Genomic DNA, 11,975 nt, shown 5'->3' with positions numbered 1-11,975 from the left:
CAGCGAACCCTTTGTGACAGGAAGAGAGCACGACGACAGCCATGGCTGACAACACTCCCGCCGGCAGCACGACCGACGGCGCCATCCAGGTGGGCGGCCCCCGCCAGCCCATCGACGCCCGGGTCAGCGCCCCCGCCTCGTACGACGTCGCGGACTTCCCCGTGCCGCACGGCCGCGAGGAGGAGTGGCGGTTCACCCCGCTGGAGCGCCTGCGCGGTCTGCACGACGGCACTGCCGTGGCCGACGGCGGCGTCAAGGTCGAGGTGGAGGCCCCCGAGGGCGTCACCGTCGAGACCGTCGGCCGGGACGACGCCCGCCTGGGCAGGGCCGGCAAGCCGGTCGACCGGGTCGCCGCCCAGGCCTACAGCTCCTTCGAGAAGGCCTCGGTCGTCTCCATCCCGAAGGAGACGGTGCTCACCGAGCCCGTCCGCATCTCCGTGCACGGCGTGGGCGGGGTCGCCTTCGGCCACCAGGTCGTCGAGGTCGGCGCGTTCGCGGAGGCCGTCGTCGTCATCGACCACACCGGTGACACCACCCTCGCCGCCAACGTCGAGTTCCTCGTCGGCGACGGCGCCAAGCTCACCGTCGTCTCCGTCCAGGACTGGGACGGCACCGCGGTGCACGCCGGCCAGCACACCGCGCTCGTCGGCCGCGACGCCTCCTTCAAGTCCGTGATCGTCACCTTCGGCGGCGACCTGGTCCGGCTGCACCCCCGCGTCGTCTACGGCGCCCCGGGCGGCGAGGCCGAGCTCTACGGCCTGTACTTCACCGACCAGGGCCAGCACCAGGAGCACCGCCTCTTCGTCGACCACGACACCCCGCACTGCCGCAGCAACGTCGCCTACAAGGGCGCGCTGCAGGGCAAGGACGCCCACGCGGTCTGGATCGGCGACGTGCTGATCCGCGCCGAGGCCGAGGGCACCGACACCTACGAGCTCAACCGGAACCTGGTCCTCACCGACGGCGCGCGAGTCGACTCCGTGCCCAACCTGGAGATCGAGACCGGCGAGATCGTCGGCGCCGGCCACGCCTCGGCCACCGGCCGCTTCGACGACGAGCAGCTGTTCTACCTGATGGCCCGCGGCATCCCCGCCGAGGAGGCCCGTCGCCTGGTGGTCCGCGGCTTCTTCGCCGAGCTCGTCCAGCAGATCGGCATCCCCGACCTGGAGGCGCGCCTCATCGCCAAGATCGAGGCGGAGCTGGAGGCGGCGGTCGCATGAGTGACTTCGTCCGCGCCTGCGGCCTGAGCGAGCTCGAGGAGGACACCCCCAAGCGTGTCGAGCTCGACGGCACCCCGGTCGCCGTCGTCCGTACCGAGGGCGAGGTGTTCGCGGTCAACGACATCTGCTCGCACGCGAACGTCTCCCTCTCCGAGGGCGAGGTGGAGAACTGCCACATCGAGTGCTGGCTGCACGGCTCCAGCTTCGACCTGCGCACCGGCAAGCCCGATTGCCTCCCCGCGACGCAGCCCATCCCCGTATACCCCGTCAAGATCCAAGGGGACGACGTGCTCGTCTCCGTCACCCAGGAGTCCTGAGTTCCCCATGGCAACGCTTGAGATTCACGACCTGCACGTCTCCGTCGACGCCGAAAACGGCCCCCGGGAGATCCTGCGTGGCGTCGACCTGACCGTGAAGCAGGGCGAGACCCACGCCATCATGGGCCCCAACGGCTCCGGCAAGTCCACCCTGGCCTACTCGCTGGCCGGTCACCCCAAGTACACGATCACGGGCGGCACCGTCACCCTCGACGGCGAGGACGTCCTGGAGATGTCCGTCGACGAGCGCGCCCGCGCCGGCGTCTTCCTCGCCATGCAGTACCCGGTCGAGGTCCCCGGCGTCTCGGTCTCCAACTTCCTGCGCACCTCGGCCACCGCCGTGCGCGGCGAGGCCCCCAAGCTGCGCACCTGGGTGAAGGAGGTCAAGTCCGCCATGGAGCAGCTCCAGATGGACCCGTCCTTCGCCGAGCGCAACGTCAACGAGGGCTTCTCCGGCGGTGAGAAGAAGCGCCACGAGATCCTGCAGCTGGAGCTCCTCAAGCCGAAGATCGCGATCCTCGACGAGACCGACTCCGGCCTGGACGTCGACGCCCTGCGCGTCGTCTCCGAGGGCGTCAACCGCGTCCGCGAGACGGGCGACGTCGGCACCCTGCTGATCACCCACTACACGCGCATCCTGCGCTACATCAAGCCCGACTTCGTGCACGTCTTCGCGGGCGGCAAGATCGTCGAGTCCGGCGGCGCCGAGCTCGCCGACAAGCTGGAGAACGAGGGCTACGAGGCCTACGTGAAGGGTGGCGTAACGGCGTGACCATACTGCTGCCGGGCCTGCTCGACACCGACGCGATCCGCAAGGACTTCCCCATCCTGGACCGCACGGTCCACGGCGGGAAGAAGCTCGTCTACCTGGACAACGCGGCCACCTCCCAGAAGCCGCGCCAGGTGCTCGACGTGCTCAACGAGCACTACGAGCAGCACAACGCCAACGTCCACCGCGGCGTGCACGTCCTGGCCGAGGAGGCCACGGCGCTGTACGAGGGCGCGCGCGACAAGGTCGCCACCTTCATCAACGCGCCCAGCCGCGACGAGGTGATCTTCACCAAGAACGCCTCGGAGTCCCTCAACCTCGTGGCCAACATGCTCGGCTGGGCCGACGAGCCCTACCGGGTCGACCACGACACCGAGATCGTCATCACCGAGATGGAGCACCACTCCAACATCGTTCCCTGGCAGCTGCTCTCGCAGCGCACGGGCGCGAAGCTGAAGTGGTTCGGTCTGACCGACGACGGCCGCCTCGACCTGTCCAACATCGACGAGATCATCACGGAGAAGACCAAGGTCGTCTCCTTCGTGCTGGTCTCCAACATCCTGGGCACCCTCAACCCGGTCGAGGCGATCGTGCGCCGCGCCCAGCAGGTCGGCGCGCTCGTCGTGATCGACGCCTCGCAGGCCGCTCCGCACATGCCGCTGGACGTCCAGGCGCTCCAGGCCGACTTCGTGGCCTTCACCGGCCACAAGATGTGCGGCCCGGACGGCATCGGCGTGCTGTGGGGCCGCCAGGAGCTGCTGGAGGACCTCCCGCCGTTCCTCGGCGGCGGCGAGATGATCGAGACCGTCTCGATGCACTCCTCCACCTACGCCCCCGCGCCGCACAAGTTCGAGGCGGGTACGCCCCCGATCGCCCAGGCCGTCGGCCTCGGCGCCGCGGTGGACTACCTCACCTCGATCGGCATGGAGCGCATCGCGCGCCATGAGCACGCGATCACCGAGTACGCCATCCAGCGCCTGCAGGAGGTCCCCGACCTGCGGATCATCGGCCCTGTCACGGCCGAGGACCGCGGAGCCGCGATCTCCTTCACGCTCGGGGACATCCACCCCCACGACGTGGGCCAGGTCCTCGACGAGCAGGGCATCGCGGTCCGGGTCGGCCACCACTGCGCCCGCCCGGTCTGCCTGCGCTACGGAATTCCTGCCACCACGCGGGCGTCTTTCTACCTGTACTCCACGCCCGCCGAGGTCGACGCGCTGGTCGAGGGCCTGGAGCACGTCCGGAACTTCTTCGGCTGACGAATAGGCGCTCACTGTGAAGCTTGATTCGATGTACCAGGACGTCATCCTGGACCACTACAAGAACCCGCACGGCCGGGGCTTGCGGGATGGCGACGCCGAGGTGCACCACGTCAACCCGACCTGCGGCGACGAGATCACGCTGCGGGTCCGGCTGGCGGGCGAGAAGATCGAGGACGTCTCGTACGAGGGCCAGGGCTGCTCCATCAGCCAGGCCAGCGCCTCCGTGCTCAACGAGCTGCTCGTGGGCAAGGAGCTCGCCGAGGCCCGGCGGATCCAGGAGACCTTCCTGGAGCTGATGCAGTCCAAGGGCCGCATCGAGCCGGACGACGCGATGGAGGAGGTCCTGGAGGATGCGGTCGCGTTCGCGGGCGTCTCCAAGTACCCCGCGCGGGTGAAGTGTGCTCTGCTGAGCTGGATGGCGTGGAAGGACGCGACGGCGAAGGCGCTGTCCGAAGGGAAGACCGCATGAGCGAGAACGTGACCGACGCCGCGGCGGAGTCCGTCCCGGCGACGACCAAGCCGGCCACCGAGGAGGAGGTCCGCGAGGCCCTCTACGACGTGGTCGACCCCGAGTTGGGCATCGACGTCGTCAACCTCGGCCTGATCTACGGCGTCCACATCGACGACGCCAACATCGCCACCCTCGACATGACCCTGACGTCCGCGGCCTGCCCGCTGACCGATGTCATCGAGGACCAGGCGAAGTCGGCCACCGAGGGCATCGTCAACGAGCTCCGCATCAACTGGGTGTGGATGCCGCCGTGGGGCCCCGACAAGATCACCGACGACGGCCGCGAGCAGCTGCGGGCGCTCGGGTTCAACGTCTGAGAACGATCGGCTTCGTACGCAGCCCGTCCCCTGTCCGTCAGGGGGCGGGCTGCTGCCGGTGTGGGGCCCCAGGCCTCGGGGCGGGCAGTGCTGCGGGCGACGGCGGCGGCGTCATGCGCATCCGTCCGTCCTCACCGAAGCGCGAGGTTCACGCCATCCAGAAAAAGACCGCCGTCATCCGCTTCTCCTCCAGCGTGCTGCCCCAGTAACCCGTCGCGCTGTGCATCATGTTGGCGGTGTAGAGGAGCAGCCGGTTGTAGCGGTGCGGTACGCGTACGTCCTCGGTGAAGGAGTCCGGCGGGACGAAGCGGGTGCCCAGGGCGTCGACCAGGTTGTTGTGGGGCGCCGTGACCATGTTGCCGCCGAGCCGGCCGCCGGGGAGGCTCTGGCGGTAGAAGCTGGTGCCGCAGTCCTTGGGCACGTGCGGGTTGAGGTAGAGCACGGCGGCGTAGCGGCACAGCGCCCGCGAGTCGGTGTGGGGACGCAGCTCGGACTCGCCCTCGCCGACGACCTGGATGCAGTTGTGGTTGAGGGTGCCGCCGCCGGGCGTGCTCTCCACCCACAGCTTCCGCGCCCCGGTCGCCTTCCTCACCTGCCGTTCGACGTGGGCCAGTTCGTCCGGCTCCAGTCCCGGCATGGTCCGCAGGCCGGGCCAGCTCTCGGGCTTGTGCGGGTAGCCCTCGACCCAGTCGCCCTTGGCCAGGCAGCGGGCCCGCACGGCGTCCGGGTCGGGCAGGATGCCGTCCAGGATCCAGTAGTCCCGGCCGCGGGTGGGCTTCCGGTAGGGGAGGACGGGGAGCGCGGGTGCCATGCGGCCGACCATACATTCGGGATCTGCCAGCGTTGTCCGGTGAATTGGTCAACCTTCCGTCAACGGAAAGCCATGATCATGACATGCCCGGTGTGTGTGGCCGGTTCGCCTTGAGCCGCCCCGTCCGGTTAGGTTTTCGGACATGACCGATGCTGTTGCTTCCCGCACCACCGGCGCCGCCGCCGCCGGCCTCGCCACGATCACCGACGACGGGACCGTCCTCGACACCTGGTTCCCGGCCCCCGAGCTGCTCGACGCCCCCGGCCCGGCCGGCACCGCCGTGCTGACCGCCGACCTCGCCGCGGAGCTGCTGGGCGAGGAGGCCCTCGCCGCCGTCGGTCCGGACCCGCGCCGCGGTGTCAAGGTCGTGGCCGTCAGGACGGTCATCGCCTCGCTCGACGACAAGCCCCTGGACGCGCACGACGCCTACCTGCGGCTGCACCTGCTCTCGCACCGCCTGGTCAAGCCGCACGGCCAGAGCCTCGACGGCCTCTTCGGCCTGCTCGCCAACGTCGCCTGGACCTCGCTCGGCCCCGTCGCCGTCGACCAGGTCGAGGCCGTCCGCCTGAAGGCCCGCGCCGCGGGGCAGCACCTGCAGGTCACCAGCATCGACAAGTTCCCGCGCATGACGGACTACGTGGCCCCGTCCGGCGTCCGCATCGCCGACGCCGACCGCGTCCGCCTCGGCGCCCACCTCGCCCCGGGCACCACCGTCATGCACGAGGGCTTCGTCAACTTCAACGCCGGCACCCTGGGCACCTCCATGGTCGAGGGCCGCATCAGCGCGGGCGTCGTCGTCGGCGACGGCTCCGACATCGGCGGTGGCGCCTCCACCATGGGCACCCTCTCCGGCGGCGGCAAGCAGATCATCTCCATCGGCGAGCGCTGCCTGCTCGGCGCCGAGTCCGGCATCGGCATCGTCCTCGGCGACGAGTGCGTCGTCGAGGCGGGCCTCTACGTCACCGCCGGCACCCGCGTGACCATGCCCGACGGCGAGGTCGTCAAGGCGCTGGAGCTCTCCGGCGCCGACAACATCCTCTTCCGCCGCAACTCCACCAGCGGCGCCGTCGAGGCGCGCCCCTACAAGTCCACCTGGGGCGGCCTCAACGAGGTTCTGCACAGCCACAACTGAGCGACCCGGCGAGTGGCCGTACGGCGGTGTTTCCGCTGTACGGCCACTCTGGCGTTTACCGGGCGTACTGCGCCACCATGGACGGGTCCGGCATCCACCGGAAGCGGGTGCCGTAACCGGACAAACGGGAGGCGTCATGAGGCTCGGCAAGGCACTCGCCGTCGGGTTCGCGGAGGAGACCGCGAAGGAGGATGCGGTCACGGCCCCGGCCGTGGAAGAGGCCCCGGCGGAGCCCGAGGCGGCCGAGGTCCCGGTTCCCGCGGTGCTCGCCGGGCGATGAGGCTGCGGCTCCCGAAAGAACATCCCGCCGCGCCGCCCACCGGCTTCAAGATCGCCTACCCGGTGCTCTCGCACGACGGCACCCGGGCCGGCTTCACGGGGGTCTCCCTCGGCGGCGGCTCCCCGTACGGCGTGCTGGACGACGCCAGTTGTGCCTACGGGCGGCGGCACCGCAGCCCGGCGCGCTTCTGCGACTGCGGCTTCCACTGTCTGCACTCGCAGGCCGAGGCGCTCGGCCTGACGTGCACCGGGGCGCACCGCCGGGCCGTGCTGCTCGAAGTCACCGTGCTGGGCGCCTACATCCGCTACGAGCGCGGGATGCGCTACGCGCGCCAGCGCGTGCGCACCGTGCGTGTGGGCCCCTGCGGCTGCGGCCGGACCGCCGCGCGCCTCTCCGACGCGGGGTGGGGGCGGCCCGGCTGGTGGACGGTGGCCGCCGACTGCGGCGGGTGCGGGGCCGGGCTCGGGCGGACGAGCGTGACGTTCGCGGAGTTCGCGGCACGGGCCGGCTCGGTGACGGTGGTCACCGAACCGGGAGGCCGGGACGCGGCGCCCGCCACTGCCACCGAGCTGATGGCGGAGGCCGCCATGCTGCAGGCGCGACTGGACTGGTTTCAGGGGCGGTTGGCGCGGGCCGAGGGCTGGGGGGACTGAGACTCCGGGCCGGAGGCGGCGGCCTCGTACGCCCTCACCAGCGCCTCCCCCCGCTCCCGCCCCGCCTCCCGCAGCGGCGCCCGCACCGGGCCCGCCGGCAGGCCCAGCGTGGCCAGGAGGGCCTTCGCCGTCACCGTGCCCGGCAGGCCCGCCGCCATCATCGCCTCCACCAGCGGGAGCCCCCGCTGGTGGCAGCGCAGCGCCTCCTCGTGCGCCCCGCGGTCGTACGCGTCGAGCGCCGCCGCCAGCAGCGGGCCCGCCACGTTGGCGACCGTGCTCACATAGCCGGAGCCGCCCACCGACCGCAGCGGGAGGTTCAGTTCCTCGCAGCCCGAGTAGTACGCGAGTCCGGTCTGCGCGATCACCTTCGAGCTGCCCAGCAGGTCGTACGCGCAGTCCTTCACGCCCGCGATCCGCGGGTGCTCCGCCAGCCGCAGCATCGTCGCGGGCTCGATGCGGGTGCCCGTGCGTCCCGGGATGTCGTAGAGCATCACCGGCACGCCGACCGCGTCGGCCACCGTCAGGAAGTGCTCCGCGACGTCCTCCTGCGGCGGGCGGCTGTAGTACGGCGTCACCACCAGCACCCCGTGCGCGCCCGCCGCTTCGGCCGCCCGCGCGAGCTCCACCGTGTGCCGGGTGTCGGGCGAGCCGACCCCGGCCGTGATGCGCGCCCGGTCGCCGACGGCCTCGGCCACGGCGCGGATCAGTGCGCTCTTCTCCGCGTCGGTGGTGGTCGGGGACTCGCCGGTGGTGCCGCTCAGGACGAGCCCGTCGCAGCCGCCCTGCCCGACGAGGTGGTCGGCGAGACGCTGTGCCCCGTCGAGGTCGAGGGCTCCGTCCGCGGTGAAGGGGGTGACCATGGCACAGACGGTGCGGCCGAAGGGAAGGGCGGTGGGTGCGGTCATCGCGGCACACTCCTGACGCGGAAGGAAACGGGGGGCGGTGCCTCGATTCTGGGTACCCCGGCCGTGCAGGTCCATTGAAATGTTCTCCACCGATTGCTTAGCGACGCTACAGCGGGCGGAGCAGGGCGAAACCCGTCTAGGCTGGGGCACCGTGCGTCCGGTCCACGACGGCCCGTGACGCTGTTCCGCACGAGCGAGGAGACAGCCCCCTGATGTCCGGAGACCGCCCGACCATGCCGCCGGTGCGGCTCCCCTCCGACGCGGAGCTCGCGCGGGACGCGCTGTCCGCGCCGCTGTTCTCCCGCGCCGTGCAGCTCGCACGCTGGGCGGGGGAGGGCACGCCGGTCGGTGCGGGCGGGGAGCTGCTGTCCGGCCAACTCGCCGACGCCGCCGGGCTGCTGGGGATGGCGGACGAGGAGGACGGGCCCGCGTACGCCGCCGAGGCCTGGCAGCTGGCGCTGGACACGGGCCTGGTGGAGTTCACCGAGAACGAGGACGCCGAGGAGGCCGGCTCCGACGAGCCCTCCGGCACCGCCGTCGCGGGCGAGGAGCTCGACACGGTCACCTCCGGCAGCCCGCAGGACGTCCTCGACCTGTGGCTCGGCGGTCTGGAGACCGTCCTGGCCGACGCCGCCGCGCCCGACCTGGCCGACATCGTGGACCAGCTCTCCGAGGACGGCGAGCTCGACCTGGACGCGCTCGACTGGAACCCCGAGGAGGAGGCCGACTTCCTCGACGGGGTCCTCGGCAACCTCTACCTGCTGACCGCGCTCGGCGAGGGCGCGGCCGACCGGCCCGTGCCGCTGCCGGCGCTCGCCGCCTCGATGATCGTCCCGGACGACATGGACGAGCCCACGGACGACGTCCTCGAAGAGGTCTCCGACGCGATGATGCGGCTCGACGACCAGTTCCGGATGCTCGCGCCGACCGGGCTCGTCGCATACACGCCCGTCGACGAGGCGCTGATCGAGGAGGTCGACGGCGAGGGCCACATCCGCGAGTCCGTCGACGGCATCGCCTCCGAGCTGCCCGAGGAGGAGGACGTCACGCGCTACGGCATGGTCGCCCTCACCCCGCTCGGCCTCTTCGGGGTGCGGGCCCGGATGCTGGACGCGGGCGTCGACGCCCCGGCCGTCGGCGACCTCGCGGAGGAGGACGCGGCCGCGCTGCTCGCCGCCCTTCCCGGCCACCCCGCGCACGCCACCCGCACGGAGGCCGAACTCTGGCTCGCCCGCCGGGAACCGCTCGGCGCGGCCCGTGAACTGCTCGCCGCCGCCCACGGCGAGGACGAGGACGCACCGTCCCGCCGGCTGGCCTGCCAGCAGACCCTCGCCCTGCTGGGCACCGAGGCGGAGCCCGCACTGCGCGAGGTCCTCGACGACCCGCAGCTGGGCGGCCTGGCCCGCGTCTGGCTGGCCGAGCACGGGGCGACGAACGTGCCCGAGCCGGGCGAGGAGATGGTCTTCTGGCTGACGATCGACACGATCGCGGCCCAGCTGGCCGCCGAAGGCGACTCCGAGGAGCTGCGCGCTCTCGTGGAGGGCCTGGTCGGCGGGCACAGCGGCTTCTTCGACGCGGCGTGGCGGGTGGAACACCCGGCGACGGCGGACGTCCTGGAGGCGATGGGCCGCCTGCACCCGGACAAGAAGGCGGCAAAGGAGGCCCGCAAGGCGGCTTTCAAGGCCCGTTCGCGGCACTGATGTCGAGGTCCCCGCGCCCCGAAAGGGGCGCGGGGACCTGCGCGATCAACCACAGCCGGCCCGCACCCGAAGCACCGCAAAGCGCTACAGCGCCATGGCCGCCGGTTTCACCATGTCCCGCACAGTCTTGGCCTTCACATACTCGCCGACGGCAGTCATCTCCCACTCGCCCGAGTACTGCCGGACGAACTTGCACATCAGGACACCGGTCTTCGGCTCCGACCCGGTCAGGTCGAAGCGGACCAGCTCCTCGCCGGTCTGCGCGTCGAGCAGGCGGCAGTAGGCCTTTGCGACGTCGGTGAACTTCTGGCCGTTGTACGAACTCACGGTGAAGACGAGGCCGGTGACCTCCGGCGGCAGTCCGCCCAGGTGGACGGTGATGCTCTCGTCGTCGCCGGAGCCCTCGCCGGTGAGGTTGTCGCCGGAGTGCTGGACGGCGCCGTTCAGGATCATCAGACGGCCGAAGTAGCAGGCGTCGATCATGTTGCGGTCGGGGCCGTAGGCGATGACCGAGGCGTCCAGGTCGATCGCCCGGCGGTGGAAGGCGGGCTCCCAGCCGAGGCCCATGACCACCGAATGCTGCAGTGGCTGCCCGCCCTTGACGAGGGACACCGTCTGGTTCTTCTGCAGGCTCACCCGGCCCTTGTCCAGGCTGACCTTGCCGGACGCGGGCGGCGCCGCCGGCGCCACCGGCGGCATCGCCGGAACGGGCGGCACCGGCGGCGGGGCCATGACGGTCGCGGGCGGGGCCACGGGTGCCGGCGCCGCAGGCTGCGTCGGCTGCGTCGGCTCCTCCACGCTCACCCCGAAGTCCGTGGCGATGCCCGCCAGCCCGTCCGCATACCCCTGGCCCACCGCCCGGACCTTCCAGGCGCCGTTGCGCCGGTAGACCTCCACGACGATCAGCGCCGTCTCCGCGCCCAGCTGCGGCGGCGTGAACACGGCCAGCACGGAACCGTCGTCCGCGCTGCGCACCGTCGCGGTCGGCTCGGTGCCGGCGAAGGCGGCGCCCGGTGCGTCGAGGCTCGCGGTGACGACGACCTTGTCGATGTCCGCCGGGACGGCCGCGGTCTCGACGGTGATGGCGTCGGGCGTGCCGGCGGCCGCGGCGCGGTGGGTGACGCCCGGTCCTGCGGGCTGGTTGTAGAAGACGAAGTCGGCGTCCGAGCGCACCTTGCCGTCGGCGGTGAGCAGCAGGCCCGAAACGTCCAGCCGTACCGGGGCGGTGACGTCCACCGTCACGCGCGGGACGGAGAGCGGGATGTTCGAGCCGGGTGTCATAGCGGTCATACACCGCTAACGAGCCGTGGCGCTTTACGGTTCCATGACCTCAAATCCGAAGGCGGCCGGAGAGTATTCGAACTCAATGGGACGAACGCGCCGGAAGCCGCCGTCAGCGCGGGCTGACGAAACCGCACTCGTAGGCGGCGATGACGGCCTGGGTGCGGTCCCGCACCCCCAACTTGGCGAGAACCGACGCCACATGCGACTTGACCGTCGCCGCGCCGACGGTCAGCCGCTCGGCGATCTCGGCGTTCGACAGACCGGCCGCCATCAGCCGCAGCACCTCGGCCTCGCGCTCGGACAACTGCTCGCGCAGCCGCTCCTCCGCCGCGCGCCCGGCCCGGCCGTCCACATGGGCCGCGGCAGGGCGCGGACGGCCGCGGGGAAGAGCAGCGAGTCGCTGCGCGCCACCATCCGCACGGCCTGGACGAGTTCGTCGGCACCCGAGCGCTTGAGGAGGAAGCCGGAGGCGCCGACGCGGAGCGCGTCGTAGACGTAGCTGTCGTTCTCGAAGGTGGTGAGGACGACGATGCGGGGCGGCTCGTCCATGCCGGCCAGGATGCGCTCGGTGGCGCGGAGCCCGTCGACCTCGGGCATACGGACGTCCATGAGGACGAGGTCGGGCCGCACTTCGCCCACCAGCGACACGGCCTCGGCCCCCGTGGCGGCCTCTCCGACGACCTCCATCCCGGGTTCCGCGCCGAGCACGGCGCGGAGGGCGGTGCGGACCAGGCGTTCGTCGTCGGCGATGACGATCCGTATGGGGGTGGTCATGGGGTCAGGGTAGGGGGTGCGGTGCACCGGACTTCACTCC

General features: G+C 71.6%; 13 protein-coding genes and 1 pseudogene. 10 read left to right on the top strand and 4 right to left on the bottom strand.

Annotation, left to right across the window (positions count from 1 at the left end; translation table 11 throughout):
* Positions 1–41 precede the first annotated feature (41 nt).
* From sufD to ACLHRZ_RS42015, 6 genes are read left to right on the top strand one after another with little or no spacing between them, the layout of a single operon-like run.
* On the top strand, positions 42–1,220 hold the full coding sequence (gene sufD / locus ACLHRZ_RS42040) for a Fe-S cluster assembly protein SufD (RefSeq protein ID WP_490423911.1): 1,179 nt from the start codon (positions 42–44) through the stop codon (positions 1,218–1,220).
* On the top strand, positions 1,217–1,537 hold the full coding sequence (locus ACLHRZ_RS42035) for a non-heme iron oxygenase ferredoxin subunit (RefSeq protein ID WP_490423910.1): 321 nt from the start codon (positions 1,217–1,219) through the stop codon (positions 1,535–1,537). The genes sufD and ACLHRZ_RS42035 overlap by 4 nt, the downstream gene beginning before the upstream one ends.
* A gap of 7 nt (positions 1,538–1,544) precedes the next feature.
* On the top strand, positions 1,545–2,309 hold the full coding sequence (sufC, locus tag ACLHRZ_RS42030; RefSeq protein WP_490423909.1) for a Fe-S cluster assembly ATPase SufC: 765 nt from the start codon (positions 1,545–1,547) through the stop codon (positions 2,307–2,309).
* 2 nt (positions 2,310–2,311) lie between these two features.
* Entirely contained in the window at positions 2,312–3,565 is a 1,254-nt protein-coding gene (locus tag ACLHRZ_RS42025) for a cysteine desulfurase (protein WP_490423944.1), read from the top strand.
* Positions 3,566–3,581: 16 nt separating this feature from the next.
* On the top strand, positions 3,582–4,037 hold the full coding sequence (gene sufU / locus ACLHRZ_RS42020; protein WP_490423908.1) for a Fe-S cluster assembly sulfur transfer protein SufU: 456 nt from the start codon (positions 3,582–3,584) through the stop codon (positions 4,035–4,037).
* Positions 4,034–4,396, top strand: a complete 363-nt coding sequence (locus ACLHRZ_RS42015; RefSeq protein ID WP_490423907.1) for a metal-sulfur cluster assembly factor — start codon at positions 4,034–4,036, stop codon at positions 4,394–4,396. The genes sufU and ACLHRZ_RS42015 overlap by 4 nt, the downstream gene beginning before the upstream one ends.
* Before the next feature lie 148 nt (positions 4,397–4,544).
* On the opposite strand, the gene ACLHRZ_RS42010 is transcribed toward ACLHRZ_RS42015, so the two are convergent.
* Complete coding sequence (locus ACLHRZ_RS42010) at positions 4,545–5,207, bottom strand: DUF6445 family protein (RefSeq protein ID WP_490423906.1); 663 nt, start codon at positions 5,205–5,207, stop codon at positions 4,545–4,547.
* A gap of 142 nt (positions 5,208–5,349) precedes the next feature.
* Between ACLHRZ_RS42010 and dapD the strand changes: the two genes are divergently transcribed.
* From dapD to ACLHRZ_RS41995, 3 genes are all read left to right on the top strand, one after another.
* A complete protein-coding gene (gene dapD / locus ACLHRZ_RS42005; protein ID WP_490423905.1) occupies positions 5,350–6,339 on the top strand; it encodes a 2,3,4,5-tetrahydropyridine-2,6-dicarboxylate N-succinyltransferase in 990 nt (329 codons plus the stop codon).
* A 136-nt stretch (positions 6,340–6,475) separates the two neighbouring features.
* Positions 6,476–6,619 carry a hypothetical protein gene (locus ACLHRZ_RS42000; protein WP_490423904.1) on the top strand — a complete coding sequence of 48 codons (144 nt, stop codon included), beginning with the start codon at positions 6,476–6,478 and terminating at the stop codon, positions 6,617–6,619.
* Positions 6,616–7,272: a hypothetical protein gene (locus ACLHRZ_RS41995; protein WP_490423903.1), complete on the top strand. Its 657-nt coding sequence runs from the start codon at positions 6,616–6,618 to the stop codon at positions 7,270–7,272. The genes ACLHRZ_RS42000 and ACLHRZ_RS41995 overlap by 4 nt, the downstream gene beginning before the upstream one ends.
* On the opposite strand, the gene dapA is transcribed toward ACLHRZ_RS41995, so the two are convergent.
* Complete coding sequence (gene dapA / locus ACLHRZ_RS41990; protein ID WP_490423902.1) at positions 7,233–8,177, bottom strand: 4-hydroxy-tetrahydrodipicolinate synthase; 945 nt, start codon at positions 8,175–8,177, stop codon at positions 7,233–7,235. The genes ACLHRZ_RS41995 and dapA overlap by 40 nt on opposite strands.
* Before the next feature lie 212 nt (positions 8,178–8,389).
* Between dapA and ACLHRZ_RS41985 the strand changes: the two genes are divergently transcribed.
* On the top strand, positions 8,390–9,877 hold the full coding sequence (locus tag ACLHRZ_RS41985; protein ID WP_490423901.1) for a hypothetical protein: 1,488 nt from the start codon (positions 8,390–8,392) through the stop codon (positions 9,875–9,877).
* 84 nt (positions 9,878–9,961) lie between these two features.
* On the opposite strand, the gene ACLHRZ_RS41980 is transcribed toward ACLHRZ_RS41985, so the two are convergent.
* Together ACLHRZ_RS41980 and ACLHRZ_RS41975 are read right to left on the bottom strand one after the other, a co-directional pair.
* Positions 9,962–11,158 carry a TerD family protein gene (locus ACLHRZ_RS41980; protein WP_490423943.1) on the bottom strand — a complete coding sequence of 399 codons (1,197 nt, stop codon included), beginning with the start codon at positions 11,156–11,158 and terminating at the stop codon, positions 9,962–9,964.
* 112 nt (positions 11,159–11,270) lie between these two features.
* Positions 11,271–11,935 (bottom strand): annotated as a pseudogene (locus tag ACLHRZ_RS41975) (response regulator transcription factor).
* Between the last annotated feature and the right edge of the window lie 40 nt (positions 11,936–11,975).

The sequence above is a fragment of the Streptomyces sp. AM25 genome, assembly GCF_058146165.1.
This window is presented reverse-complemented; position numbering and strand designations above follow the sequence as displayed.